This window comes from Nonomuraea spiralis, assembly GCF_014648435.1.
Classification (GTDB): domain Bacteria; phylum Actinomycetota; class Actinomycetes; order Streptosporangiales; family Streptosporangiaceae; genus Nonomuraea; species Nonomuraea spiralis.
Genome location: NZ_BMRC01000005.1, coordinates 238,176 through 264,082, shown reverse-complemented (window position 1 = coordinate 264,082; position 25,907 = coordinate 238,176). Strand labels below are relative to the sequence as shown.

The following is a 25,907-nucleotide window of genomic DNA, read 5'->3' as shown; positions in this document are numbered from 1 at the left end:
CTCGGGCTTCGGCAGCCGTCAGCCGAACAGCGACAGGTCCACGGAGTCGGCCAGGGCCCGGTAGCCCGCGTCGTTGCCGTGCAGGTGGTCGCCGCAATGGAAGTCCTCCCTGATCCGGCCTGGGTGGTCCGGGTCGCGCCAGACGGCGTCGAAGTCCAGCACGGCGTCGAACGCGCCGCCGGTGCGGATCCACTCGTTGACCGTACGACGTGCGCGCTCGCCCTCCGGCGTGTGGATCTCCGCGCCCTCGTACGGCGCGATCGTGGTGGCGTGGACCTTCACGCCGCGTTCGCGGGTCCGGGCGATCAGCCGGAGGTAACCGGCGATGACGTCGTCCGTCGTGACCGGCGCGCCGGGGAACCTCTTCAGGAACTCGGCCTCAGCGACGGTGCCGACGTGTGGTTGTCCGGGCTGGCCCACATGTTCCAGGCCGAGATCGCCGAGAACGCGGGCGCGCTCGACCGGGCGCACGGCCATGTGGAGGCGGCCCTGGCCCGCTTCCGGCAGGTCGGTGACCGCTGGGGGGGCGGGCCGCCGTGCTGCCGATGCGCGCCCGGCTGCGGCGGTACGACGACCTCGACGGCGCGCTGGCCGACCTGCGCGAGTCCCGTACGACGGCGGGCGAGTTCGGCTCGCTCAGCCTCGGCGACCAGCTCTACGGCGACCTGCGCCGGATCGACGTGCACGTCCGGCGCGGCGACACCGGCCGGGCTCTGGCGATGATCGACTCGGCCCGGGAGCGGGCGCTGCGCGCGTCCTCGGCGGAGTTGCTGGTCCTGGTCGACGCGCGGGAGGCGGACGTCCGGGTGCGGCTCGGCGACCTGGACCGGGCCGCCGGCCTGCTCGGCGACGCCGAACGGGGTCTGCGCGGCGACACCGCGTTCCCCTCCGACCACGCCCGGACGCTGGTCGCCGGGGCGCGCGCCACGCTCCGGCTGGCGCTGGGCGATCCGTCCGGCGCGGAGGAGGCGCTGCGGGAGTCGTACGCGGCCGCGCTGGCGACCCGGGAGCTGCCGATCCTGTCGCTGGTGACGGTGAACGCGGCCGCGCTCGCGGAAGCGCGCGGGCGGCAGCGGGAGTCGGCCGTCCTGCTCGGGGCCGCCGCGCGGCTGCGGGGCACGCACGACCGTACCGATCCGCAGGTACGCGAGCTCACCCGCCGGGGTCGGGCCGCGCTGGGCGAGGACGGGTTCGCGGCGGCGTACACGAAGGGCTGGGAGCTGGACACGCGGGCGGCGGTGAACGCGGCGCGTACAGCGTTCCGCTCTCCATGACGAACGGCCCGTTCATGCCGGCCACAGGAGTGGGTCTGGCCCCACCCGCCCGTACGGCCAAGCCCATACCGGGCTGATCGGGTGCTCCCTAGCATCGTTCACGCAACGACCTAAAGGAGACAGATCATGACGAACATCGGTGACGCCACGACCGCCCACCTCGGCGACGCCCGCGTCCAGGACGCCTTTGCCACCGTGAAGAAGTGCGTCACGCTCTTCGGCGTGGTCGGGGCCGTCGTCCTCGGGGTGGTCGCGGTGATGGCGTTCACCGGCCAGGAGGCGAGCGCGTTCATGTGGATCCGGGGTGCCGTCCTGCTCGCGGTCGCCCCGCTGCTGCACCGGATGACCGTCCGCGCTTCGGAGGGGTCGTACAAGGCTTTCGACCGGGTGCGTACCCTCTCCACGATCCTGCCGATCGCGATCATCGGCGTCGACCTGATCCCCGGCCTCTGCCCCGCCTGGTACGCCGTGCTCCAGGGCCTGTCCGCGCTGGCCCTGGCCGGCGTCGCCTTCATCACCCGCGGCGCCGCCCTGCGCGCAGCCTTCCCCGGCCAGAAGTGAACCCGCTCGCCCCTTCGTACGGCCACGACGCGCTGTGCCGCGATCGGGCCCGGCGCCGGGCCGCCGGCTGGTGCCGAGGGGCGGGCGCCGGGCGCGAGGCGGGTCAGCCGGTGAAGTCGGTGGCGTTCGCGGTGCCGGCCGGCCACAGGTACTTGGCGTTGTCGGCGGGCGTGTAGCCGCGGTTGCCGTCGCCGGTGCGCGCCTGGATGCGGTTGTTGCGCCATGTCGAGCCGCGGGCCTTGCCGCCCCAGATGCCGCCGTACAGGAAGCCGTGCAGCTGGTCGAGTTCGGCCGAGAAGACGTTTCCTGAGACGGTGATGTCCTTGGCGTTGTCGGCCGTGCCGATGCTCAGGGCGTAACCCCATCCGGAGATGTAGTTGTTCGTGACGGAGACGTCCTGGTAGACGCCCTTGCCTTGGAGCGCCAGGCCGTTGGTGTTGCCCAGGGACGCCAGGGTGTTGTGGTTGACGATCATGTGACCGCCGTTGCCCTCGCTCTGCGGGCCGATGCCGTCATGGTGGTAGACGTCGCGGGCGGTGTCGGCCATGTCATGGATGTAGTTGTTCGTCCACGTCGAGGGCCGGCCCGGATATCCGGTCACCATGATCAGTCCGGCGTTGCCCCAGATGTCGTTGTGGTCCATCACGGCGACGGCTTCCTTCATCGTCGTCATGAGCTGCCACGACTTGTCGAACGGCGTGCCCGGCTTGGCGTGCGCGGACGACACCTTGCCGTCGTTGCCGGGAGGCGTGGAGTAGGAGCTGGGCTTGAACGTCGAGTACAGGAACTTGATGTTGGTGTCGGAGTAGATCTGCACCAGGTTGTCGTTGGGGTTCGTGCCCTCGAACAGGCAGCCCACGAACGTGAGATTGTCGCCGTAGATGTACACCTTCGAGGCGGTGAAGCGCTTGAAGGAGATGACGCTGTTGTCCGGGTACTCGACCCGCAACGGCTTGTCGGGGCTCATGCCGGCCGCGTAGTCGGCGAGCTTGCCGGGATAGGCGCCCAGCCCGAGGCCGCCGGCGTTCGCGGGGGTTCGGGAGTAGCCGGTGTTGGAGAAGTCCGGCCAATACCCCGAACCGTCGTTGGGCCGCGCCCCGAGGGGGGAGCCGGACGGCGGGGGCGACCCGGTCGGCGTGCCGGTGGGAGTGGACGTCGGGGTCTTGGTGGGGGTGGGTTTCGTCGTCGGCGTCTTGGTGGGGGTGGGCTTGGTCGTCGGGGTCCTGGTGGGGGTGGCCGACGGTGTGGGCGTCTTCGTCGGCTTCACGGTCGGGGTGGCGGTGGGCCTGTGGGTCGGCCTGTGGGTGGGCCTGCGCTTGCGGGTCGGCCTGGGCGACGCGGTCGGCGTGGCGAGGCCGGCGTTCTCGCTGGTCATCGCCACCCTGCTGGCGTCCCGTACGGCGGCCTGACTGTCCCGCGTGTCGGCCCCGGTCACCAGGATCGAGGTGACGAGAGCCGCGGCGGCCGAGACGCCGCCCCATCTGATCAGGCGGTTGACCAGGAAGCGGCGTGGCCGGAATAAATGCTGAGGTGACATATGAGGGGGTCCCCGTGGTATTCGGCGATGAATCGAGTCGTTCCGGCCGGACCGAGCCTGTGACACACGAAGGACGAAGCCCTTGTCCGGCCCCGCCTTGCTGTTTGCCTTATCGGCCCGTCCGTCGGACGCGGAACACCTTAAGCCATGATGATCACTTCACACAAGGAAGGGGTAAATGGCCGATGAAGGGTGTGCTTCGATTCCCCTCGGTCCGGTTCGAGAGCGGGGCCCGGCGGCCGTACGGCCGGGCGTCCGGCCCGGCAGGCCGGTCGCTGGGACAGGTCGTCGCAGCTAGGAGGCATCGCCCTGTTGGTCTTCATCATCCGGCTGACAACATACGATGTTATCGGCTAAGGTTCCCCGAAATCTTCTTCAGGGAGCTCTCGTCGCCGGTGAATCACGGGCGACAACTCAGGCACTCATGGATCGGTAACAGCGCTTTTCTCAGCACACGATCGGATGGAGTGGATGTCGCCGAAAGGAGGTGCCATCAATTCATTTGATTTTTTCTTTTCTGATTGATGGCGGCCGGCCGCAACCACTTCTCACTGGTACAGGGTGGGCTCCGGGGAAAGCGGAAGGGCCCTCGCGTGGTCGCGGGGCCCGTCGCTCGTGGCGTCACCTGGCCGAGACGGCCTTCCCGGTGCGGGGATCGTTCACTGCTGGTCCTGCGTGTCCTTGGCGGGGAGCGCGTAGGCCAGGGCCACGCCGAGGCAGAGCGACATCGCGAGGCCCAGGAGGAGGTTGTGGAGGGTGACGCCGAGCCCCATGCCCAGCGCGACGCCCGCGGCCAGGCCGGCGATCCAGTTCGGGGTGGCGTTCTTCGTGTTCTTCGTCATGCTTCGATCTTGTCGGAGGTGAGGGGTTCGGGTTAGATGCCGGAATCATGGGTGGGAGATGACAGAAGTCACGACATCCGCTACCGGAGCAGCGAGGCGAGATCGTCCGTACGGGTGATCACCAGGCCGAGCGCCGCGCCGGCGACCCCCGCGATCAACGCCATCCCCACGTCGGCGATGCCGAAGGACGTCGACGCCGCGAGGCCGAGTACGGCCAGCGCCGTGAGGACGAGGTCGCGGATGACGTGCGTCCACCCCATGGGCGTCTCCGAGGCGCCGCCGAAGCAGCGGCAGGGTACGGCCGCGCCCCGCCGTACGACGAGGGCGGTGGCGACCGTGAAGCAGCCGAGCAGCGCCGCCGCCAGCGCGAACCCCAGCACCCCCGCCCACCGGAGGGGCGTCGCCACCAGCACGATCACCGCGGCCTCCCCCGCGGCGACGGCGACCGGGACGGCGGTCGAGCGCCACGGCGTCATGTCCCTGACCGACCTGACGAACCGCGTCCACGGCTCACGTCCGGAGATCTTGCTCCACAGCGCGAGCGCGAAGACGGTGACCAGCAGTACGCGGCATCCCACCTCGACGTAGCCCATGATCGAGATTGTGCGCCGGCCGTCTTAACGATTTCTCAACGCCGACTCCATGACTGCGCGGCTAGGCTCGAATGATCATGCTGATTCGGTTGCTTGGGCCGGTGGAACTGGAACGCGAGGCACGGATCCGCCAGGTACGGCCCCCGCAGGTCGCGCTCGCGCTGGCCGCTCTGGCCTGGGAGGTCGGCCGGGTCGTACCGGTCGAGACGCTGCAGGAGAGGATCTGGGGCGAGCAGGTGCCCGACGGCGCCAGGAAGACCCTCTACACGATCATCACGCAGCTCCGCCACGACGTGCTGGGCGACGACGGCGACGTGCTGCGCCGGCTCGGCGGCTACCTGCTCGACGTGGACGAGACGGCGGTGGACCTCGTCCTGTTCCGCGGCCTGGCCGAGCGGGCGGCGGCCGTGCCCGAGCCGGAGGCGCCGTTGGGCGAGGCGCTCGGGCTGTGGCGCGGCGAGCCGCTCATGGGGCTGCCGGGCGAATGGGCCGAGCGGGCGCGCCGCGCTCTCCGTGACGAGCACAAGGAGGTCTGCCTGCGCTGGGCGCGCGCCGTGACCCGCGCCGATCCGGGACCGGCGGTGGCGGCGCTGTCGCCGCTGGCCGAGGAGTACCCGCTGGACGAGCCGGTGGCGGCCGCGCTGATCGAGGCGCTGCACGAGTGGGGCAGGACCGCCGAGGCGCTGACCCGCTTCGCGGACGTACGCGCCCTGCTGGCCGAGGAACTGGGCGTCGATCCTGGGCCCGAGCTGCACCGCGTCCACCAGCGGCTGCTGCATCCCGATCAGGGCGTCCGCGCCGCCAAGCCCCTGGCGCCCGCCCAGCTCCCGCTCGACCTGGACTGCTTCGTCGGCCGGGCCGCCGAGCTGGAACGGCTGGACGGCGAGCGGGCTCCCGTACGCGTGATCCACGGCCCTCCGGGGGTGGGCAAGTCGTCGCTGGCCCTGCGCTGGGCGCACCTGCACCGCGAGCACTACCCCGACGGCCAGCTGCACGCCGACCTCGACGCGAGTGACGCCGCCGCGGTGCTGCCCCGCTTCCTCGGCTCGCTCGGCGTGCCGGAGGGGCGGGTGCCCGCGAGCCTCGACGCGCAGATCGGGCTGTTCCGCAGCGTGTTGTCCGGCCGCCGGGTCCTGGTCGTCCTGGACGGCGCCCGCGACGCGGCCCAGGTCCGTCCCCTGCTGGCCGGCGCGCCCGGCTGTCTGACGCTGATCACCACCCGCTCCGACCTGTCCGGCCTGTCGGTGACCTCGGGCGCGTCACTGCTGCGCCTCGACGTCCTGCCGGACGGCGACGCCCGCGGGCTGCTGTCGGCGCGGCTGGGCACGGCACGCCTGTCGGCCGAGCCCGAGGCCGCCGGGCAGATCGTGCGCCGGTGCGGCCGCCTGCCGCTGGCGCTGGCGATCGTCGCGGCCCGCCTGTCACGCAGGACGGAGCTGTCCCTGGCCGATACCGCCGCCGATCTGGCGCGTCCGGGGCTGGAGCCGTTCGTCCACGCCGATCCGGCCATCGACCTGCGCCGGGCGCTCGGCCGCTCCTACCACGACCTGCCGGAACCGGCCGCCCGCCTCTTCCGGCTGCTCGGCCGCGAATCGGGCGCGCACCTGTCGCTCGCGGCCGTGGCGAGCCTGGCCGGGCTGCCGGTCGACCGCGCGCGGGAGACGGTCGACCGGCTCGACCACGCGAACCTGGTCGAGCTGCGCGCGGAGGGCCGCGTACGCCTGCACGACCTGCTCCGCGTCTACGCGGCCGAGCAGGGCCGCGCGGCCGACGACCAGGAGGTACGCCAGGAGGCGACGCGCCGCCTCCTCGACCACTACGTGCACACCGCCCTGTCCGCGAGCGACGCCTGCTATCCCCATCGGGAGCGGCTGCACCCGCCACCACCGGTCACGGGCGTCGTGGTGCAGCGCTTCGCCGGCGCGACGCAGGCGCTGCGCTGGTTCGCCGCGGAGTCGCCGCCCCTGCCCGCGCTGCTCGCCGAGGCCACCGGCGCCGGGCTGAACCGGCACACCTGGCAGCTCGCCTGGGCGTTCTCGGAGTTCATGCAGCGGCGCGGCCCGTGGGCCGAGATCCTCAACGTCCAGGCGGTGGCGCTGTCGGCGGCCGAGCGCCTCGACGATGGGCTGGCCGCGGCGCGCTGCCACAACGCCACGGCCCGCGCCCACGTCAAGCTGGGACACGACCGGGAGGCGGTGGCGCACTTCGAGCGGGCGCTGGAGCTGCATCGCCGGTTCACCGAGCCGGCCCTTGAGGCGCACGTCCACCTGGGGCTGACCGTCCCGCTGAGCCGGATCAGGCCGGGCCGGGAGCTGGAACACGCCGTACGGGCGATGGAGCTGTTCAGGCAGGGCGGCGACGTCGTCGGCGAGGCGCGGGCACTGAACAACGCGGGCTGGTGGCGCGCCCAGCGCGGCGAGTACGAGCAGGCGCTGGCCGACTGCCGCCGGGCGCAGCGCCTGCTGGCCGAGTTCGGATACCCGCAGGGCGAGGGGCACGCCTGGGACAGCGTCGCCTACGTACTTGATGCCATGGGCCACCACGCCGAGGCGGTGGCCTGCTACGAACGCGCCGCGGAGCTGCTGCGGGGCTGCGACGACCTGTATCCGGCGGCGGAGACGCTGGTCAGGCTGGGCGAGACGCACGCGCTGGCCGGGGAGGCGGAGGCGGCGCTCGACGCGTGGAAGCGCGCGGCGGAGTGGTTCGACGAGCTCGGCGACGCCCGCGCGGAGGAGGTCAGGGAGCAGGCCAGAGCGTTGAGAAACCGCTGAGACTTCGCTGAGACGGGCGGCGCATGCTGCGAGCGACCATCCGTACATCCGAAAGGAGGTCTCATGCGCGCCATGACCCGATGGGCCGACCGGCTCCTGGAGAAGGTCGCCCCGCACACTGTCGCCCGCGCCACCGACTGCGACTGGGAGACGTCGTGTCCCAATCCGACGCAGGCCCGGTACTGCTGCTACTACCCCAATGGCCGCCGCTACTGCGGCCGCTGCCAGTAGTGGCGCCGACGCCGGTGGTTCCCGTGCCCGGGTCGACGGCCGGGCACCCCGCACCCGGAGGTGGGCCGTGCCGTACGCGATCGCTCTCGTGGCCTTCGCCTGCGCGCTGTGCGTGCTGAACCTGACCCTGACCCTGGCGGTGGTGCGCCGGCTGCGCGACCACACCGGACGGATCGACGAGCTGTACGCCTTCGTCGACGCCGAACTCGCGGACAGGGCCCGCTGAAGGCGCCGAGAAATCACCGAGACCGCCGGCGCGTGCCGCGGTCGACCCCCGCACCGACGAAGAGAGGTTCGATGAAGATCGTGACCAGATGGGCGGACCGGCTCCTGGAGAAGGTCGCCCCGCACACCGTCGCCAGCGCGACCGACTGCGGCTACGACTGCTGCAACGGCAACATCTACGCGGCCTGGTGCTGCTCCTACCCCAACGGGACCTACCGCTGCGGCATCTGCACGCGCTACCGCTGCTAGCGCGGTTCTGCCCCGATGAACCGGTGCCCGGCGCCCCCGCCGGGCACCACCCTTTCGACCCGGAGGTGTGCTGTGCCGTACGTGATCGCCGTGGCCGCCCTCATCGGTGTGCTGTGCATGATGGACCTGGTGCTGACCCTGGGCGTCGTCCGGCGCCTGAAGGAACACGACAAGCTGATCGAGGTCCTGTACGAGACCCTCGAAGCCGGCGGCCTGGCCGGGTCGAGCGGCCTGGCCGTCGGCGACCGCGTCGGCGACTTCGACGTGACGGCCGTGGACGGCGCCAGGACGACCCTTGGGGCGCTGCCGGACGGCGCGGTGGTCGCGTTCGTGGCCGCCGAGTGCGACGCCTGCCGCAAGGAGCTCCCCGAGCTCGTCAAGTGGGCGTCCGGTCAGGACAGGTCGCGGGTGCTGGTCGTGGTCGACGGCCACGGCGGCGACCCCCGGCCGATGGTCCGCGCGCTCTCGCCGGTCGCGCAGGTGGTGCTGGAGGACGGAGGCGGGGCGGCCAGCGAGGCGTTCGGGATCCGGTCCTTCCCCAGCTTCTTCCAGGTCGGCGGCGGCGTCGTCCAGGGCAGGGTGCGCGGCGTGTCCCGGCTGCCCGCCGGATCCACCGCATGAAACGCGGCAGACGCGAGCAGCCGGGGTTCCGGGTCCTGGCCCGGGGCGCGGCGCGCGGCGCCGGGCTGGTGTGCCGGGCGGCGCCCGCGCATGTCGCGGCGTACGTCGCGGTCACGCTGGTGGGCGCCGTCACGCCGGTCGCCCTGGCCTGGCTGACCAAGGACGTGCTGGACGGGATCGCCCACGGGTCCGCCGCGGGGCTGCCGGGACTGGCGGCGGCGATCGCGGTCGTCACGACGCTGGCGGCGGCGGCCACGCACGCCGCGGAGTATCTGCGGGGTGAGGTCGACCGCCGGGTCTCACTGCGGGCCAAGGACGAGCTGTTCACCGCCGTGTGCGGCTTCACCGGGCTGGCGCGATTCGAGAGCCCGGCCTTCCTGGACCGGCTGCGTATGGCGCAGCAGAGCGCCAGCAACCCCGGACGGCTGATCGACACCGCCATGTCGGCCGCGCGCAGCCTGATCACCGTGGCCGGTTTCGTGGGTTCGCTGTTGCTGATCAGCCCCGTCTTCACGGCCCTGCTGCTGCTGTCGGCGATCCCCGCGCTGCTGATCGAGTTGCGGCTGTCCCGGCAGCGGGTGGACATGATGTGGCGGATCGGACCCGTCGAGCGCAAGGAGATGTTCTACGCCCGGCTGATGTCCACCACGGACGCGGCCAAGGAGATCCGCCTGTTCGACCTCGGGGCGTTCCTGCGGGTGCGCATGCTGGCCGAGGTCCGGGCGGCCTACGCCGCCCGCCGCGGGATGGACAGACGGGAGTCGGCCGTCCAGGCCGGGCTGGCGGGCGCCGCCGCGATCGTGGCCGGGATCGGGCTGGTGTGGGCGATCCTGGCGGCGGCGCAGGGACGGCTGAGCGTCGGTGACGTGTCGATGTTCGTGGCGGCGATCGCCGGCGTGCAGGCGGCGCTGAGCACGATGGTGTCGGCCGGCGCGATGGCACACGAACAGCTGCTGATCTTCCAGCACCACGTCACGATCATCGGCTCGGGACCCGGCCTGCCCGTTCCCGCCGACCCGGTCGCGCTGCCCGCGCTGCGGCGCGGGATCGAACTGCGCGACGTGTGGTTCCGCTACAGCGACGAGCATCCCTGGGTGCTGCGCGGGGTCGACCTGTTCATCCCGTACGGGCGGACCGTGGCGCTCGTGGGCCGCAACGGCGCCGGCAAGAGCACGCTGATCAAGCTCCTGTGCCGCTTCTACGACCCGACCCGCGGAGCGATCCTGTGGGACGGGGTGGACATCCGCGACGTCCCGCCGGAGGCGCTGCGCGCCAGGATCGGGGCGGTGTTCCAGGACTTCGTCTCCTACGAGCTGACCGCGCGCGACAACATCGCCGTCGGTGACCTGACCGCCGCCGAGGACCAGGAGCGGCTGCGGCTCGCGGCGGAGGAGGCCGGCGTCCACGAGGCCCTCGCGGCGCTCCCGTACGGCTACGAGACGCTGCTCAGCCGCGACTTCGCCCCCGAGCAGGACGAGGAGGCCGACGGCGTGCTCCTGTCCGGCGGGCAGTGGCAGCGCCTGGCGCTGGCCAGGGCCTTCCTGCGACGCGAGAACGACCTGATGATCCTCGACGAGCCCAGCGCCGGGCTGGACGCCGAGGCCGAGTACGAGGTCCACAACCGGCTCACGCGGCTCAGGGCCGGGCGTACCAGCGTGGTGATCTCACACCGGCTCGGCGCGACCCGCGACGCCGACACGATCGTCGTGCTGTCCGGCGGCGCCGTCACCGAGCAGGGCACGCACGCCGAACTGCGCGCCCTGGACGGCACGTACGCCGCCCTGTTCGCCCGCCAGGCCAGCGGCTACGTCGACGATCTGGCGGCCCGGCGATGATCGTGGTCGCCGTGGCCGTCGGCCTGCCGCTGCTGGCGCTGGCGTGGTTGCGCGTCCGGTTCCTGGTGGTGACCGTCGAGGGGGAGAGCATGCTCCCGGCCTACCTGCCCGGCGAGCGGGTCCTGGTACGGCGGGCGCGGGCGGCGCGCCCGGGGCAGGTGGTCGTGCTCTCCGGCAGAGGTCCCGAGGAGGAGAGCCGGTGGATCATCAAACGACTGGCCGCGGTCCCCGGCGACCCGATCCCGCGCGAGGACGTGCCGGCGCTGCGTGACGCTCCGGGGACGCTGGTGCCGTCGGGCCGGATCGTCGTCCTGGGCGACAACCCAACGCGCTCCCACGACTCGCGCCGGGTGGGCTACCTGAGCGCCGACCGGCTGCTCGGCGTGGTCCTGCGCAAGATGGGATAGCGCGGCCCCCGCCGGCCGGGGTCGTCCGAAGCGGGCCTCTACTTGTACGCGTCGACCAGGTCGTCGCTGTAGGGGTCCCGGCCGGGCCCGACGGTGGCGGGAGCGGGGATCGAGGCCTTGACCCCCCAGCTGTACCGGGTGGCGGCGGTGGCTCCCCGCAGCCGATGGCCCTCTCCCGTCCGCCAGACCGTGATGACCGTGATCGGCCTACCGGTGAGATCGGTGTGGACGCCCCACATGAACGAGATCTTCCCGGCCTGCGGGTCGAGCCGGCCGCCGAGCATGTCACGGAACGGCTTGGACGCGCGGAACAGGGCGGCGAAGGTGGTCGTACCGCGGTAGGCCCAGGTCTTGCCGACCCGACGGCCGTCGGCGTCGTAGAGCGGGCTGCCGGCCCGGTTGATGGTCGCCGTACTGACGAGGAACTTCAGGGTGCCGACGTCGAAGGGGTCGATGATCTGGTCGCCGTAGAGCGCCGCGCCGCCCGGAGCCCCGCCGAGGGTACGCCATCCGGCGCCGCTGCCGTAGGCGGGCCCCGAGACGTAGAGACGGCCACCGACCGTACGTGCCCTGTGCACCGCCGAGGCGACCTTGACCTGGTCGGCCGCCCGTCGGTCACCGCCGGCGGCGTCCTCCTTCAGGAACCGCAGAGGGCATTCCTGGATGATCACCTGGCGTTTCATGTCGGCGGCCACCACGCCACCCCGGCCCAGCCTGGCCACACCGGTCACCACGGGCGCGTCCGCCCGCCGCCCGCACTCCCTCGTCGGCAACGCCTCCACACGCGGATCCGCCGGCCATGCCGCGTCGGTCCGCTGATGGACCTTCACCGCGGCGCCCTGGCCTTGCAGCCGCTTGACCGCAGCCACCACATCCACCGCGGCCGCCTGCGCGGGGACGGGTAACGCGGTCAGTCCGAGCACGATCGCCGATGTCGCTCGCCATCTCATAGCCGGTGATCATGCCATACGCCATCGATGCACGATCCCTCCGAACCTGTGCCCCCAGATCGGGACGACAGCCTGCGGGGCGTTGACTTTGTCGCAATCAATGACGCACCATGTTGCTACAAAGCTTGCGACAAAAGGAGGGGTCATGACGAACGCGTCCGACGCCGGACCGCCGTCGGCGGACATCCGGAGCGCCGAGACCTGGCTGCGGCGGCACGGCCTGAGCGACGGCCCGCCGACGCCGTTGCTGGCCACGCGCCTGGCGGTGCGGCGGCGCGTACGGCTGCTGGGCAGCGTCCTGCTGGCCGTGCTGATCATCGCGGCCTCCCTGGCGCAGGTCGCCGCCCTGCCGGGAGCCTCCGACGCGGCCGGATCACCGCAGCTGGTGCCGATGCTGGCGCTGAGCGGGTCGATCGTCGCACTGCTGCTGACCCAGACGCTGCTGGACGCCTGGGTACGGCGCGTCGACCGGCGCGCCGGAGCGGCACTCCCGCGACGGGTGACCCATCCGGTGCAGCTCGGCTGGGCCGCCCTGCTCGGACGGCCCCACGCCGCCATGGCGGGCGCCACCATCGTCTGCGCGTTCGCGCTGGGGGTGAGCGCGCTGGTCGTCACCGAGGGCACCGCACGGCACGCCGCCGTCGTACTGCTGGTCGCCGTGACCGGAGTCGCCCTCGGCGCCGTCCTGCAACTGCGCGAGATGCTGGCCCGGCCCGTCGTGGCCGAGGACGAGGTCTCGCTGACGGCCGACGTCGTCATGCGGATCGAGGACGCGCGCGAGAGCTCCGCGCCGGCCGTGTTGTGGGCGCTGCCGGTGGTGCTGCTGTCCGGGTTCGCGCCCGGGTGGTGGAGCGCCGCCTCGGTGGGTTTCCTGGTGCTGGGGGTGCTCGCCCTGGTCGCCGTCCACGTCAGGGCGCCGTCGTACGCGGCCACGGCGCGGCGCGCGGTGGGCCTGCGATGATCGTCATCGACGCGGGCTCGCCGGTCCCGCCGTTCGAGCAGTTGCGGGCCCAGCTCGCCCGGCAGATCCAGGACCGTACGCTCGCCGTGGGCGCCCGGCTGCCGACCATCCGCCACCTCGCGGCCGACCTCGGCCTGGCCGTCAACACGGTCGGCCGGGCCTACCGCGAGCTGGAGGAGGCGGGACTGATCGAGACGCGCGGCCGGGCGGGCTCGTTCGTGGCGTCCGCCGGGGAAGAGGGCCGGGAACGCGCCCGCCGGGCCGCCGCCGACTACGCCGCCGTGATCGCCAGCGTCGGCATCGACGCGGCCGAGGCGATCCGCATCGTCCAGGCGGCTCTGACATCCGGCGCGGTGGCACCGGCCTCGCCATGACCGCGCCCCGGCCGCGGCCGGGGGAGGTACGAGGTGACGGAGAAGGCCCGCTCAGCAGAACGGCTACAACATCGCGAAGCCCTGAGCCCACTCCTGGCGGGCGCCGCGGGCCCGGTGGACCGCGGCGCCCCGGCGGGTCAGCCGACCACGTTCAGGTGGTTGGGGATGGTGTTGAGTTCTTCGGGACCGGACGCCGTCAGCAGGACGGTGCCGCCGATGCAGACACGCTTGCCGTCGCGCACGGCGTTCGGCTCGAAGGCGAAGGCGTGTCCCTCGGTGATCTCGAAGTCGCCGTCGAGCCCCATGCCGCTCGGCAGCTTCTCCAGGCGCGACAGCGCCGGGTCGACCTCCGGGTGCAGGCGGGTGGCGCTGTTGAAGAGGGGCGAGACCGTCTGGACCATCGGGCCGGTGTTCCAGGTACGGGAGCGGTGCAGCGGCTCCTCCATCACCGCCGCGAGCTCGGAGAACCGGAGCCCGGGGCGCAGCGCGGCGAGGCCCGCCTCGTAGGACTCCCGGCAGACCGCCTCCAGCTCGCGCAGCAGCGCGTCCGGCTCGCCGAGCGACACGTCGATCTGCTGCTGCGACTCCATGCCTCCGTAGAACGCGAAGATCTCCGCCGCGATGGTGTCGCCGCGCTTGAGCACGTGCGGAGCGCCGCCCATGCCAAACCATTCGGGGATGTTCCAGGCGAAGCCCGAGGCTCCGGCGCGCTCCAGCATGAACGGCCAGCGCGCCCAGCCACCGCCGGCGATGATCGCCTGGAAGGACGCGGCGACGATCTCGTGCTCGTTCGCGCCCTCGCCTGCCTTCGCGACGAACGCCGCGCAGGCCGCCTCACCGAGCTCCGCGGCCCGGCGCAGGAGGACCTGCTCCTCGGCGCTCTTGACCAGCGCGAGCGACTCGTACTCGGCGGAGATGTCGACCCAGGTGACGTCGGGCAGCAGCGAGAGCACCCGCGTCCACTCGCCGAACGGGATGACTCCGGACCAGTCGCCGACGAACCGGCTGGTCAGGCCCACGACGCCGAGTGCCGTCCGGTCCAGTCCGCGTTCCCGTACCGCGGCGGCGAGGTTGGCCAGCCGCTCGCCGTGCGCCCAGTCCTCGACCCAGCGTTCCCAGCGGGCGCCCGGCTCGTCGAAGCGGCCGAGGGGAACATCGCCGACCAGCAGGAGCGGGTCCCCGGTACGGGTGAACAACACGACCGAGTGGGTGACCTCGTTGGTGATGTAGGAGTCCGCGGAGTCGCGGCCGTAGCCGAACACGACGACCCCGTCGAGCCCGGAACGTTCCAGCAGGGCGCGGATCGAGTCCCAGCGGCGGTCCCGCTCGCGCAGGCTCAGCGTCGGGTACTTGGTCGTCTCTTCGAAGGTGTCGGTCATGTGCGTGGCTCTGTTCTCTCTTCGGTTGACGGCGGGAGCGACGCCACGAGCTCGCGCAGGCGGCGCGCGCTCTCCCTGATGAATTCGAGCGGTTCGCCCGGGACGACCGGGCCTCTGAGCCGGCGCAGGCCGGGCGCGGACCCGGCCGCGGCCCGAGCCTCGTACGCCCGGGTCAGCCGGACGACCTCAAGGGCCTCCGCGGCGGTCAGGTCCGGATGCCCGCGCAACCAGCGTTCGTCGTCGATGTGCAGCGACATCTCGGCGCGGCTGCCGATGACGCCCTCGATCGAGAGCATCACGTCGCGCCCGGCGAGCGGGGCGAGCAGCGCGGGCCAGTCGATCACGCCCTGGCCGACCGGGAGCAGGAAACGGCCGATGCCCTCGTCGGTGAACGCCAGGGCGACGTCGCGGACGTGGGTGGCCCGCACGTAGGGCGCGGCGCGGCGCATCGCGCGCACCGGGTCCTCGCAGCGCACCAGCACGTTCGCGGTGTCGAAGGTGATGCCGAGCACGTCGGCGCCCACCGCCTCCACGATCCGGACCAGCTCGAACGTCGTGATCTCCTCGTGCGTCTCGATGTCGAGATGCACGCCGGCGTCCCGGGCGATCGGCGCGACCCGGCCGAGGAACCGTTCGACGGCGGCGAGCTGCCGCTCCCAGCTCACGTCGGTACGGAAGCGGTCGCAGGCGTACAGGCCGCTGAGGCGGAACTGGTAGTTCGCCGTGGCGGTCCACAACTCCCGGATGCCGGCGTCCGCGGCGGCGAGGATCATCCGGCGCAGGCCGAGGAGGTAGTCGCCGTCGCCGAGGGCGCGCACCCCGGGCGACTCGGGGTTCGCGAACGGGTTCACCTTCCCCACCCCCGCCTCGACCCGCAGGCCCAGCGCCGCCGCGGCCTGCATGGCGTCACGCAGTTCCGCCGGGTCGAGGGTCCCGCTCAGTTCGAGCACCGACCGGAAGAACACGCCGTCCAGGCCGAGCTCGGCCGCCTGCTCCAGCAGCCAGACCGCTCCCCTCTCCGGCGCCCCGGGGAACTTGGAGCTGTCGACACCGACTTTCAGCATGGCCGCTACTCCGCGCCCGCGTGGTCGGCGCCGGCGGGCTGGAGGTCGACGAGGCCGTGGTCGAAGACGTTCAGCGGGTCGTAGCGGCGCTTCAGCTCGACCAGCCGGTCGTACTTCGGGCCGTAGATGGCGCGGGCGCCGCCCTCGTCCTCCTTCTCGGAGGTGAAGTTGACGTAGCTGCCGTTCTCCCACTCCGCGACGGCGGCCGAGAACCGCCTGACCCAGGCCACCAGCGGCTCGCGCTCGTCCGGGTACTCCCAGTCGGCGCCGATGTTGCCGGCCCAGCGGGAGTGGATGCCCGAGGTGGAGTCGTTCGCGTGGTCGCGCGGCTGGAGCCGGCCGGCGATCAGCTCGAACGGGCACATCGTCTGGTGCGTGATGAACGAGCTGGAGTTGAGCGAACGGCCGGGGTAGGCGTCGACGTGCTCGATGGCGAGGTCGAGCAGCTCGTCGGGGAGCTCGCCGAAGGCGACGTGCCGCCAGTAGTGCGCGATGCCGTAGCGGAACTCGTCGTCGGTCGCGTGTTGCAGCGTCACGTGCGGGATGGAGCGCACCGACTGGTAGATCGGCTCGCCACCCTGGAACATCGGCGCGCTGAGCGCCGGCTCGTCGGCCGGGTCGCCGTAGGTGACGGTCGCCACCGAGACGATCGGCTTGCCGCGGTGCTCGCGGGGCAGCTGCGACCAGTACTCGGGGCTGCGGTAGAGCCGCACGTACGTGCCGACGTTGTCCGGCATCGCCGGTCCCTGCTCGCGGAACAGTCGCAGCACCTGCTTGCGCGACTCGGCCGGGTAGAGGGCGAGGCGTACCGTCGCCAGGCCGGGCAGGTCCACGTAGCCGAAGACGAACTCGGTCGCGATCCCGAAGTTGTGGCCCGCGCCCTTGAGCGCCCAGAACAGGTCGGGGTCGCTGTCGGCGTTGACGCGGCGGACCACGCCGTCCACGGTGACGAGCTCCACCTCGCGCAGGAAGTCGACCGTGGAGCCGAACATGCGCGACAGGTAGCCCATGCCGCCGCCGAGGGTGAGGCCGGCCACGCCGGTGTGGGAGACGACGCCGGCCGGCAGCGCGATGTCGTACGGCTCCGCCGCGCGGTCCACGTCGCCCCAGCGGCAACCGGCGCCCACGGTGATCGTCCGCGCCTCCGGGTCGATGGACACCGACCGCATCAGCCCGGTGTCGATCAGCACGCTGCCGTCGGCGACGCTGGTCCCGGCGAGGTTGTGCCCGCCGCCCCGCACGGTCAGCGGGAAGGCGTTGGCGACGCACCAGCGGAGCGCGCCGGCGACGTCGGCCGTGCTCGTGCAGCGTACGATCGCCGCCGGGTGCTGGTCGACGTCGGCGTTCCAGACGCGGCGCAGCGACTCGTACCCCGGCTGTCCCGGGTACACCACGTCGCAGCCGACGGCGGACGCCAGGCTGTTCAGGACCTCGGGTACGTACATGTGGGGAGTTCTCCTTCACTGGCGAGAGTTGGGTTGCGAAGGTCGAGGAGCGCGCGGAGGCAGGCGAGCGATTCGCCGAGGAACGCGCGCAGCTCCGGCCCGGCCGGGCCGGAGCGCCGCAGTTCGCCGAGCCCCGGCCGGCGGCCGGCGGCGGCGTCGGCCGTGTGCCGAGCCGCGAGCGAGCGCAGCTCCTCCAGGTCGGACGGGGTCATGTCGGGATGGGCCGGCCACCACCGCGGGTCGTCGGGCAGCAGCGACATCTCCGCCCGCGAGCCGCCGATGCCCTCGATGACGAGGTCGATCTCCGGCCGCGCGCCCAGGAGCGTGTCGAGCAACCGCGGCCAGTCGGTCATCCCCTGGCCGATCGGCATGAGGAACCGGGAGAGCCCCTCCCCCGTGTCGGCGAGGATCGCGTCGCGCAGATGCGTCATCCGGGTGTACGGCGCCACCCGCGCGACGGCCGGTCCGACGGGCTCGCCGCGGACGACCAGGTTCGCGGGGTCGAGGCAGACGCCGAGCACGTCGGCGCCGACCAGGTCGATCAGGCGCAGGATCTCGAAGGTGGTGATCTCCTCGTGCGTCTCGATGTTGAGGCGCACGCCGTGCTCGCGGAGCACGGGCGCGAGCGCGAGCAGGAAGTCGCCGGTCGCGGCGAGCTGGTCGGCCCAGTCGGCGTCGGTGCGGAAGCGGTCGAAGCCGAGCAGCCCCGGGTAGGGCTTGAAGCCGCCGGTGGCGGTCCACGCCTCGGTCCAGCCGTGCTCGGCGCACAGGCGGATCAGCCGTTCCATGCCGGTCAGGTAGCTGCCGCCGCCGAGATCCCGTACGCGCGGCAGTTCGGCCGTCATGTACGGGTTGACCTTGCCGACCCCGAGCTGGACGAACATCCCCCGGTCCCGGGCCGCCCGCGCGAACGCGCCGATCGCGCCGGGGTCGAGCTCGGGGAAGGCTTCGTCGACCGTACGCACGAGGATGCCCTCGAACCCGAGGCCCGCCACGGCGTCGAGGGTCGTGAGCGGGTCGGCGCCCAGCAGGGAGGAGCCGCCGGTGAACTTGACGTCGGCGCCGATCCTGGTCATCGCGGCACCTCCGCCCGCTGCCTGCGCAGTTCCCTGCGCCCGCGCTCGTACGCCGGGTCGGGAATGGGCACGGCTTCGAGCAGCGCGCGGGTGTAGTCGGCCCGCGGGTTGCCGTAGATCTCGGCGACGCTGCCGGAGTCGACGACGCGGCCGTGGTGGAGCACGACGACGCGGCTGCACAGGTACTTCACGACCGCGAGGTCGTGGGAGACGAAGAGCACGGTCAGGTCGAGCCGCCGCTGCATGTCCTTGAGCAGGTTGAGCACCTGGGCCTGCACGGAGACGTCGAGCGCGGAGACCGGTTCGTCGCACAGCAGCACCCGCGGCCCGACGACCAGCGCGCGCACGATCGCGATGCGTTGCCGCTGCCCGCCGGAGAAGTCCCGCGGATAGCGGCCCAGATGCTCGGTGTCCAGCCCGACCAGGTGGATCAGGTCGAGGATGCGTTCCATCCGGTCGCGGGCCGGGAAGCCGCCCATGACGAGCATCGGCTCCTCCAGGAGCTGCCGCACGGTCATCCGCGGGTCGAGGCTCGAGTACGGGTCCTGGAAGACCATCTGCACCTCGCGCCGGTAGCGGTGCAGCTCGCCGCGGCCCGGTCGTGCCGGGTCGATGCCGTCGTAGCGGATGCTGCCGGAGTCCTCGCGTTCGAGGCCGATCAGGCAGCGGATGATCGTCGACTTGCCGGAGCCGGACTCGCCGACGAGGCCGACGATCTCGCCCTCGGCGATCTCGAAGCTCACGTCGTCCAGCGCCTGGTGGGCGCGGCGGCCGGAGCCGAACCGCTTCGAGAGGCCGTCGACCTGGAACAGCACTCTGCTCATACCGTGGGCCCTTCCGTCGCCATGAAGTCCCCGACCGTCTGCAGCCGGGTGTCCGGGTCCGCGTCGAGGCGGGGGATCGAGCCGATCAGCCCGCGCGTGTACGGGTGCCGGGGGTTCTCGAACAACTCGTCGACCGGGCGGTCCTCCACGAGGCGGCCCCGGTACATCACCGCGACCCGGTTGGCCAGGCCGGCGACGATCGCCAGGTCATGGGTGATGAAGAGCACCGACAGGCTCATCTCCCGCGACATGGCCTCGATGAGGTCGAGCACCTGCTCTTGGACCCGTACGTCCAGGGCCGTCGTCGGCTCGTCGGCGATGAGCAGGCGCGGCTCGGCGATGAGGGCGGCGGCCATGACGACGCGCTGCCGCATGCCGCCGGAGAACTGGCCGGGATAGGCCTTCAGCCGTTCCTTCGCCTTCGGCACGCCGAGCCGGTCGAGCATCTCGGCCGCCCGCCGCAGCGCCTCGCGGCGGGCGACGCCGCGGACGACGAGCGGCTCGGCCACCTGCTGGCCGATCGTGAGCACGGGGTTGAGCGCGGTCATCGGATCCTGGAAGATCATCGAGATCTCGCTCCCGCGGAGGCGGCGCATCCGGCGCTCCCCCGCGCCGAGCAGTTCGGTCCCGTCCCACCGGATCGAGCCGTCGTAGACGAGCGCGCGGTTGAGCTGGAGGATGGCGCGGGCCGTGATCGACTTGCCGGAGCCGGACTCGCCGACCAGCGCGACGCGCTCGCCGGGGCAGATCGACAGGTCGAGCCCTTCGACGACCGTGAGGTCGCCGGCGCCGCCTCCGATGCGCGCCCGTTCGGGAACGCGCACGCTGAGGTTCTGGATGCTGAGGACGGGCTCGGTCATCGGACGCTCCTCGACGCCGGGTCGACGACACCGCGTACGGCGTCGCCGACGAGCCCGAAGGCGATGGCGGAGATCGTGATGGCGAGGCCAGGGAAGAGGGCCACCCACCACGCGCTCGTGATGAACTGCTGTCCCTGGGCGACGAGCGACCCCCAGTCCGGGCTGGGCGGGGGCGCGCCGACGCCGAGGAAGGCCAGGCCGGCCATCATCACGATGGTCCCGGAGATCTCCATGCTGGCCTGCACGTAGACCGCGTCCATCGAGTTGGGCAGGACGTGCCGGAGCATGAGCCGCAGCCGGGAGACCCCGAGCACCTGGGCGGCCTCGACGTAGGAGCCGCACATCGTCTCGCGCAGGATGCCGCGCATGAGCCTGGCCGTGCCCGGCCAGGAGGCCGCGACCATCGCGATGATGATCGAGGTGAGCGACGGGCCGATGGCGGCGGCCAGGCCGAGGGCGAGCACGAGCGACGGGATGGACATGAAGATGTCGCACACGCGCATGACGGCTTCGTCGGCCCAGCGTGGCAGCAGCGCGGCGACGCTGGCGACGAGGACACCGGTGATCATCGACAGCACCACGATGCCCACGGCCGCGAGCAGCGTCGTTCCGGCGCCGGCGAGGATGCGGGAGAGCACGTCGCGTCCGGCGTCGTCGGTCCCGAGCAGGTGGCCGGGGCCGGGTGGCAGCAGCGCGTCCTCCGGCGCGACCTCGTACGGCGAGAACGGCGCGAGGAACGGGCCGACCGCGGCGAACAGCAGCAGGAGCACGACGCCGGCGAACGCGAAGCGGTCGACCAGGGCGACGCGCCGGCCGAAGAGCCGGCGGATCCGGCCGCCGATGCTCCGGCCGACCGCGGCCGTGGACAGGTCGATCCCGTGGGGAACGGTGAGGGGTTCGCGGGTTCCGGTCATCAGGCGGCTCTCAAGTGGTTGGTACGCACCCGCGGATCGAGGATCATCTGCAGCAGATCGACGACCACCGAGGAGACGATGAAGACGAACCCGACGACGAGCACCGCCCCCAGCACGGCGTACGTGTCGTTGTTGACGATGGCCTTGTACATGTAGCTGCCGACCCCGGGGAAGGAGAACACCGCCTCCACCAGCACGGACGCGCTGACCATCCAGCCGAACTGCATGCCGAAGATCGTCAGCGTCGAGCCCATGGCGGAGCGGAGCGCGTGGCGCACGACCACCCGTCCGCGCGGTACGCCCTTCGAGATCGCGAAGTCGATGTAGTCGGAGTGCAGCGCGGAGATCATGTTGGAGCGCACGTTCCGCGCCAGCGTGGCGATGAACGGCACGCTCAGCGCCAGGGCGGGCAGGACGAGGTGCGCGAGCGAGTCCAGCAGGTTCGCGACGTCTCCGAACAGGAGGGAGTCGAGCACGGTGAACCCGGTCACGTCGGGCGGCGCCATTCCCACGCCGTTCAGGCCGGACAGCGGGAACCAGCCGAGGAGGAACCCGAGCGTCCAGCGCAGCATGATCGCGAACCAGAAGATCGGCACCCCGCCGGCCAGGACGAGGATGAGACGGGCCGCGACGTCGGCCGCCCGCCCTTGCGAGACCGCGGCGACGACGCCCAGCGGAACCGCCACCAGCACGGTGATCAGCATCCCCGCGAGCACCAGCTGAATCGTGTTGGGGAGCGCCGCGGCCAGGTCGCTGGTCACTCCCTGGTGCGTGTACGCGGAGGTGCCGAGGTCGCCGGCGGCCGCGCGCGTGAGGTAGGCACCGTACTGGGCGAGCATGGACTGGTCGAGGCCCATCGTGTGCCGGACCTGCTCGACCTGGTCGGCCGAGGCGAAGCGGCCCGCGGCCACCCGGGCGGGGTCGCCCGGGATCAGCTTCGACATCAGGAACACGATCGTCGCGACGCCCCAGCCGGACAACAACGCCAGACCGATCCGTCGGATCACGAAGACGAACATCATCGGCCGTCCGGCTACTTCGCCAGCAGCAGCCGGCCGACGTCGAACGTCGGGCTGGTGGGCGTGTACGGCAGCGGCGCGAGCTTGCCGTTCCTGGCGCCGTTCACGGTGGGCCAGGCGATGTAGACGGCGGCGTGGTCGGCCACGATCTGCTTCTGCGCGTCCACGTACGCCTCGCAGGCCGCCGCCTGGTCCTTGGCGGTCGAGGCCGCCGCGAGCAGGCTGTCGACCTTCGCGTTGTCGTAGCGTGCGCCGTTCGTCTGGCCGATCGCCTTGGAGTTCCAGCTACGGTCCAGGACGGAGCCCGCGTCGGGGAACGGCGCGAAGTCCCACGAGATCGCGATGTCCGGGGTGGTCGCCGGAGCCGAGATCATCTGCATGTACTGGGGGAAGGTCGCCGTCTTGACCTTCACCACGAGGCCGATCTCGCGCAGGCTGTTCTCCAGCAGCGTCCCGGCGAGCTTGAACTCCGGGACCGCCGGGTCGTAGGCGATCGACACCGTCGCCCCGGCCGCGCCCGCCGCGCCGAGGAGCTGCTTGGCCTTGGCCACGTCGCGGGCCGGCGCCGGGCCGTCGTAGACGCAGTCCATGCCCCGGGGGATGACACTGCGGGCGATCTCGCCGGAGCCCTGCAACGCGGTCTTGATGTGGCCTTCGTAGTCGTAGGCGAGCTGGATCGCCTCGCGTACGCGCGGGTCGCGGGTGACCTTGCCCTGCGTGTTCATCGTGGCGAGGGTCACGCGCGTCGAGGGCATCGAGTAGCCCTCCAGCCCGGCCTTGCCGCTGAGCTGCTTGACGTCGAGGGGCGCCAGGCCCCAGCCGAGATCGACGTTGCCGGTGAGGAGTTCGTCCCTGAGCAGGCTGCTCTCGTTCATCATGCGCAGCACGACGTTCTGCGGGCGGCGGGCGTCCGTGTCCCAGTACTTGTCGTACCGGGACAGGCCCACCTCCTGGTTCGCCTTGTAGCCGCTCAGCACGTACGGGCCGGATCCCGCGTCGTGCGTGGCCAGCCACTGCTGGGCGTCGTCCGCGCCCTCGTTGCTCCGCACGACCTTGGAGTCGACGATGTAGAGGTAGCTGAGACCGGCGAGGAAGCTGACGCTCGGCCGGGTGAAGGTGATGGTGACGTGGGTGTCGTCGACGACCTTCGAGGACGCGTACGAGGGGATGAAGGCGACGCTTCCCGAGGCGATCCGCTTGGCCCGGTCCAGGCTGTACTTCACGTCCTCGGCGGTGAGCTTGTTGCCGGAGTGGAAGACCACGTCGTCGCGCAGCGTCAGGGTCACGGCCGTCGCGTCGGAGTTGAACTCCCAGGAGGAGGCCAGCTTGGGGATCATCTTCGAGTTCGAGTCGAATCCGACCAGCCGGTCGTAGAAGGCGGCGATGAAGATGTCGTTGTCGGCGTTGGACGACTGGAGGGGGTCGAGGGTTTCCAGCGAGGCCTGGCCGGCGGCCACGATGGCGTCCGCCTTCGCTCCGGCGTCGCCGCTCGTCGAAGGCGCGGACAGTCCGCACGCGGACAGGGCCGACGCCGTCGTTACGCAAAGGACCGCGAGAATGGCTCGCCGTGCAGCGCGACCTTTCATGTCGGGTTCCTTCCTCAGATGTGCAAGGGGGGTTGTGTGGGGGGTTATGCGATCGGGCTGGGGACGTCCGATCGTGTGGTGAGAGAGCTGCGCGAGACCCACCGGCCGGCGCGCATGACGTCGCGGCCCGGGGGCGGAGCGGCGACGGCTTCGGCCGCGCGGCGGGCGCCGGCCACCACTAGGTCGGCCGGACCGCCGGCGCGCAGGCCGTGGTCCGGCACGCCGAGCGCGGCCGCCGCGCGGTCGGTCACGAAGCCGAGGGCGAGGTCGAGGTCGTCGTCGGTGAACAGGCTGTTCCGGTACGCGACGGTTCGCGCCACGTCCAGAGGGTCCCCCGAGCCGAACGGCCACCAGCTGTCGCGGATGTTGTCGGTGCCCGAGAAGACATTGACGCCACGCCGTACGAGTTCCAGCACGGGCGGGACGGGGCCGGCGGGCCCGTTGGTCATGATCGAGATGTGCTGTTCGGCGAACGCGGCGGCGATCTCGTCGAAGTCGCGCTCCCCCAGACGGCCCAGCCCGTACGCGTGGCTGAGCGCGACCGAGCCCCGCATCCCGTACGCGGCGACCCGGCCGACGATCGCCCGGTACTCGGTGAGCGCCGCGGGCCCGTCCTCGTGCAGGTGGAGGTCGATCCCCGCGCCGTGGCGGTCCGCCAGCGCGAAGACCGCGTCGAGATGGCCGTCGAGGTCGCCGTCGATGGAACGGGGGTCGAGCCCGCCGACGACGTCCGCGCCGAGGCGCATCGCCTCCTCCAGCAGGTCCGCGACGCCGGGCGCCGAGACGATCCCGCTCTGGGGGAAGGCGACGATCTGCACGTCCAGGTAGCCGGCGAACGTCTCGCGGAGCCGCAGCATCCGCTTCAGCCCGTCGAGCCCGACGTCGGGGTCGATGTCGACGTGCGCCCGTAATGTGCCGGTGCCGTACTCGACCATCGTGCGGGCCAGGCCGAACGCGCGCTCGTCGGCGGTGTGGCCGAGCGTGGCGCGGCGGGCCTTCTCCAGCTCGATGCGTTCCCGGACGCCGCCACCGGGAACGTGCGGCTGCCACTCCCCGCCGAAGAAGGTCTTGTCGAGGTGGGCGTGGCCGTTCACGAGCGGCGGCAGGACGAGCCGCCCGTCCAGGTCCTCGGACGGGCCGGTGACCGGTTGGGATCCGGCCGGCCGGATGTCCCGGACGACCGTGTCCACGATCTCGATGTCGACGAGGTCGCCGCTACGAAGGCGTCCGTTCCGAAGGGTCGTTTGACTCACATCGATCCTCTCAGCTCCGCTGATGGCATACACAGTCGCAGACAGGATCACGTTTGTCACGGTTGTTGGGGCTTGTTACGTCGTTGTTGTATACCAAACCCGAGATCACGTTTGGAGAAGGGCTGGGCGGGCGCGGCCCGATCATGCCTAGAATGAGTCGCCGGAGCACGGAGGTTGAGGGTGTCCATCCCAGAGCGAGAACGACCGCCGACTGCCGAGGGGGAGCCGGTCGACACACCCGGGCTCTCCCTCGACCAGCTGGCCTACGAGTGGGTGCGCGAGCGGATCATCGACGGCACCTACAAACCTGGCGCGCGCATCCGCGAGCGGGCGGTGGCCGAGGAGCTCGGCATCTCCCGCATCCCCATCCGCGAGGCGTTCCCGCGGCTGGAGAGCGAGGGGTTCATCCGCAGCCTGCCCCGGCGCGGCGCGGTGGTCGCCTCGCTGACCGTCCGCGACGTCAACGAGCTCTACGACGTACGCGGCTCGCTGGAGGTGCTGGCCACCCGGCTCGCGGCCGAGCAGTGCGGGCGCGGCGCGTCCGCCGAGATCCTCCGGGAGATCCTCGAGGAGGCGGAACGGGCCGTCGCCGCCAACGACGGCGTGCTGCTGTCGGCCACCAACTCGCGTTTCCACGCCGCGATCCTGACGCTCTCGGACAACCTGCTGCTGCAGGACCTCATGGCGCCGATCCTCGGCCGGGTCAACCGGCTCTTCTACATCGTGCCCGAGAGCGACCAGGTCAACTTCCACCACGAGCACGCCGAGCTCTACCGGGCGATCTCGTCCGGCCAGGCCGACCTGGCCGCCGCCCTGGCCTTCGCCCACGTGGAGCACAGCCGCCGGGACACCATCCCGGTCGTGCAGTCGCTGCTCGACGCGGCCGACACGCCCCGGCCGGCGGGCCCCCGTCAGGTGGTCAGGCGCACACCGTAGGCGCGCGTGATGACCTTGGTCCCGGATGTGGGTGCCCTTCGGCCGCCGTGCCCGCCGCCGTTCTCAAGGAGGGTGGAGGCGGACATCCGGTGTCCTACCGCGTCACCGGCGGCTGATCAC

General features: G+C 71.9%; 28 protein-coding genes. 13 read left to right on the top strand and 15 right to left on the bottom strand.

Going from position 1 to position 25,907, the window contains the following annotated elements; genetic code table 11:
* Positions 1 to 18: 18 nt before the first annotated feature.
* Positions 19 to 477: an SGNH/GDSL hydrolase family protein gene (locus IEZ27_RS14290; RefSeq protein ID WP_229823972.1), complete on the bottom strand. Its 459-nt coding sequence runs from the start codon at positions 475 to 477 to the stop codon at positions 19 to 21.
* A gap of 59 nt (positions 478 to 536) precedes the next feature.
* Between IEZ27_RS14290 and IEZ27_RS14285 the strand changes: the two genes are divergently transcribed.
* Entirely contained in the window at positions 537 to 1,274 is a 738-nt protein-coding gene (locus IEZ27_RS14285) for a hypothetical protein (RefSeq protein ID WP_229823971.1), read from the top strand.
* Positions 1,275 to 1,400: 126 nt separating this feature from the next.
* Positions 1,401 to 1,835 (top strand): hypothetical protein, encoded by a 435-nt coding sequence (locus IEZ27_RS14280; RefSeq protein ID WP_189647616.1) that lies wholly within the window; start codon positions 1,401 to 1,403, stop codon positions 1,833 to 1,835.
* 103 nt (positions 1,836 to 1,938) lie between these two features.
* On the opposite strand, the gene IEZ27_RS14275 is transcribed toward IEZ27_RS14280, so the two are convergent.
* A complete protein-coding gene (locus IEZ27_RS14275; RefSeq protein WP_189647615.1) occupies positions 1,939 to 3,102 on the bottom strand; it encodes a hypothetical protein in 1,164 nt (387 codons plus the stop codon).
* Between IEZ27_RS14275 and IEZ27_RS14270 the strand changes: the two genes are divergently transcribed.
* Positions 3,080 to 3,244, top strand: coding sequence for a hypothetical protein (locus IEZ27_RS14270; protein WP_189647614.1), 165 nt, complete (start codon positions 3,080 to 3,082; stop codon positions 3,242 to 3,244). The two genes, IEZ27_RS14275 and IEZ27_RS14270, sit on opposite strands and share 23 nt — an antisense overlap.
* Before the next feature lie 787 nt (positions 3,245 to 4,031).
* Here the strand turns inward: IEZ27_RS14270 and IEZ27_RS14265 are convergent.
* Together IEZ27_RS14265 and IEZ27_RS14260 are read right to left on the bottom strand one after the other, a co-directional pair.
* A complete protein-coding gene (locus IEZ27_RS14265) occupies positions 4,032 to 4,214 on the bottom strand; it encodes a hypothetical protein (protein ID WP_189647613.1) in 183 nt (60 codons plus the stop codon).
* A gap of 80 nt (positions 4,215 to 4,294) precedes the next feature.
* The gene (locus IEZ27_RS14260; protein WP_189647612.1) at positions 4,295 to 4,807 is read right to left on the bottom strand and encodes a MauE/DoxX family redox-associated membrane protein; all 513 of its coding nucleotides are present in this window, start codon (positions 4,805 to 4,807) and stop codon (positions 4,295 to 4,297) included.
* A 77-nt stretch (positions 4,808 to 4,884) separates the two neighbouring features.
* Here IEZ27_RS14260 and IEZ27_RS14255 point away from each other — a divergent pair, with 77 nt between their 5' ends.
* The 7 genes from IEZ27_RS14255 to IEZ27_RS14225 all read left to right on the top strand — a co-directional run bounded on the left by IEZ27_RS14255 (position 4,885) and on the right by IEZ27_RS14225 (position 11,146).
* The gene (locus IEZ27_RS14255; RefSeq protein WP_189647611.1) at positions 4,885 to 7,578 is read left to right on the top strand and encodes an AfsR/SARP family transcriptional regulator; all 2,694 of its coding nucleotides are present in this window, start codon (positions 4,885 to 4,887) and stop codon (positions 7,576 to 7,578) included.
* Positions 7,579 to 7,641: 63 nt separating this feature from the next.
* Positions 7,642 to 7,809: a hypothetical protein gene (locus IEZ27_RS14250; protein WP_189647610.1), complete on the top strand. Its 168-nt coding sequence runs from the start codon at positions 7,642 to 7,644 to the stop codon at positions 7,807 to 7,809.
* Between the two features lie 67 nt (positions 7,810 to 7,876).
* On the top strand, positions 7,877 to 8,035 hold the full coding sequence (locus IEZ27_RS14245; protein ID WP_189647609.1) for a hypothetical protein: 159 nt from the start codon (positions 7,877 to 7,879) through the stop codon (positions 8,033 to 8,035).
* Positions 8,036 to 8,115: 80 nt separating this feature from the next.
* Positions 8,116 to 8,283, top strand: a complete 168-nt coding sequence (locus IEZ27_RS14240; RefSeq protein WP_185844634.1) for a hypothetical protein — start codon at positions 8,116 to 8,118, stop codon at positions 8,281 to 8,283.
* 72 nt (positions 8,284 to 8,355) lie between these two features.
* Positions 8,356 to 8,904: a TlpA family protein disulfide reductase gene (locus IEZ27_RS14235; RefSeq protein ID WP_189647608.1), complete on the top strand. Its 549-nt coding sequence runs from the start codon at positions 8,356 to 8,358 to the stop codon at positions 8,902 to 8,904.
* Entirely contained in the window at positions 8,901 to 10,739 is a 1,839-nt protein-coding gene (locus IEZ27_RS14230) for an ABC transporter ATP-binding protein (protein ID WP_189647607.1), read from the top strand. Before IEZ27_RS14235 ends, IEZ27_RS14230 begins: the two co-directional genes overlap by 4 nt.
* On the top strand, positions 10,736 to 11,146 hold the full coding sequence (locus IEZ27_RS14225) for a S26 family signal peptidase (RefSeq protein ID WP_189647606.1): 411 nt from the start codon (positions 10,736 to 10,738) through the stop codon (positions 11,144 to 11,146). Before IEZ27_RS14230 ends, IEZ27_RS14225 begins: the two co-directional genes overlap by 4 nt.
* A gap of 38 nt (positions 11,147 to 11,184) precedes the next feature.
* Here the strand turns inward: IEZ27_RS14225 and IEZ27_RS14220 are convergent, their stop codons facing one another.
* Entirely contained in the window at positions 11,185 to 12,096 is a 912-nt protein-coding gene (locus tag IEZ27_RS14220) for a hypothetical protein (RefSeq protein WP_189647605.1), read from the bottom strand.
* A 145-nt stretch (positions 12,097 to 12,241) separates the two neighbouring features.
* Here IEZ27_RS14220 and IEZ27_RS14215 point away from each other — a divergent pair, with 145 nt between their 5' ends.
* On the top strand, positions 12,242 to 13,057 hold the full coding sequence (locus tag IEZ27_RS14215; protein ID WP_189647604.1) for a hypothetical protein: 816 nt from the start codon (positions 12,242 to 12,244) through the stop codon (positions 13,055 to 13,057).
* On the top strand, positions 13,054 to 13,431 hold the full coding sequence (locus tag IEZ27_RS14210; protein ID WP_189647603.1) for a GntR family transcriptional regulator: 378 nt from the start codon (positions 13,054 to 13,056) through the stop codon (positions 13,429 to 13,431). The genes IEZ27_RS14215 and IEZ27_RS14210 overlap by 4 nt, the downstream gene beginning before the upstream one ends.
* 137 nt (positions 13,432 to 13,568) lie before the next feature.
* On the opposite strand, the gene IEZ27_RS14205 is transcribed toward IEZ27_RS14210, so the two are convergent.
* The 10 genes from IEZ27_RS14205 to IEZ27_RS14160 form a co-directional block, all read right to left on the bottom strand.
* Complete coding sequence (locus IEZ27_RS14205; protein ID WP_189647602.1) at positions 13,569 to 14,810, bottom strand: M24 family metallopeptidase; 1,242 nt, start codon at positions 14,808 to 14,810, stop codon at positions 13,569 to 13,571.
* Positions 14,807 to 15,874, bottom strand: a complete 1,068-nt coding sequence (locus tag IEZ27_RS14200; protein ID WP_189647601.1) for a sugar phosphate isomerase/epimerase family protein — start codon at positions 15,872 to 15,874, stop codon at positions 14,807 to 14,809. The genes IEZ27_RS14205 and IEZ27_RS14200 overlap by 4 nt, the downstream gene beginning before the upstream one ends.
* A 5-nt stretch (positions 15,875 to 15,879) precedes the next feature.
* Positions 15,880 to 17,319, bottom strand: coding sequence for an FAD-binding oxidoreductase (locus IEZ27_RS14195; protein WP_189647600.1), 1,440 nt, complete (start codon positions 17,317 to 17,319; stop codon positions 15,880 to 15,882).
* Positions 17,298 to 18,395, bottom strand: a complete 1,098-nt coding sequence (locus tag IEZ27_RS14190) for a sugar phosphate isomerase/epimerase family protein (protein WP_189647599.1) — start codon at positions 18,393 to 18,395, stop codon at positions 17,298 to 17,300. The genes IEZ27_RS14195 and IEZ27_RS14190 overlap by 22 nt, the downstream gene beginning before the upstream one ends.
* Positions 18,392 to 19,219: an ATP-binding cassette domain-containing protein gene (locus IEZ27_RS14185; RefSeq protein ID WP_189647598.1), complete on the bottom strand. Its 828-nt coding sequence runs from the start codon at positions 19,217 to 19,219 to the stop codon at positions 18,392 to 18,394. The genes IEZ27_RS14190 and IEZ27_RS14185 overlap by 4 nt, the downstream gene beginning before the upstream one ends.
* Positions 19,216 to 20,079 (bottom strand): ABC transporter ATP-binding protein, encoded by an 864-nt coding sequence (locus tag IEZ27_RS14180; RefSeq protein WP_189647597.1) that lies wholly within the window; start codon positions 20,077 to 20,079, stop codon positions 19,216 to 19,218. Before IEZ27_RS14180 ends, IEZ27_RS14185 begins: the two co-directional genes overlap by 4 nt.
* A complete protein-coding gene (locus IEZ27_RS14175) occupies positions 20,076 to 20,993 on the bottom strand; it encodes an ABC transporter permease (protein ID WP_189647596.1) in 918 nt (305 codons plus the stop codon). Before IEZ27_RS14175 ends, IEZ27_RS14180 begins: the two co-directional genes overlap by 4 nt.
* Positions 20,993 to 22,000, bottom strand: a complete 1,008-nt coding sequence (locus IEZ27_RS14170) for an ABC transporter permease (protein ID WP_229823970.1) — start codon at positions 21,998 to 22,000, stop codon at positions 20,993 to 20,995. The genes IEZ27_RS14175 and IEZ27_RS14170 overlap by 1 nt, the downstream gene beginning before the upstream one ends.
* Positions 22,001 to 22,026: 26 nt before the next feature.
* Positions 22,027 to 23,469 carry an ABC transporter substrate-binding protein gene (locus IEZ27_RS14165; RefSeq protein WP_189647595.1) on the bottom strand — a complete coding sequence of 481 codons (1,443 nt, stop codon included), beginning with the start codon at positions 23,467 to 23,469 and terminating at the stop codon, positions 22,027 to 22,029.
* Positions 23,470 to 23,642: 173 nt separating this feature from the next.
* Positions 23,643 to 24,851 (bottom strand): amidohydrolase, encoded by a 1,209-nt coding sequence (locus tag IEZ27_RS14160; RefSeq protein ID WP_229823969.1) that lies wholly within the window; start codon positions 24,849 to 24,851, stop codon positions 23,643 to 23,645.
* A 180-nt stretch (positions 24,852 to 25,031) separates the two neighbouring features.
* Here IEZ27_RS14160 and IEZ27_RS14155 point away from each other — a divergent pair, with 180 nt between their 5' ends.
* Complete coding sequence (locus IEZ27_RS14155) at positions 25,032 to 25,787, top strand: GntR family transcriptional regulator (RefSeq protein WP_189647594.1); 756 nt, start codon at positions 25,032 to 25,034, stop codon at positions 25,785 to 25,787.
* The last annotated feature ends 120 nt before the right edge of the window (positions 25,788 to 25,907 follow it).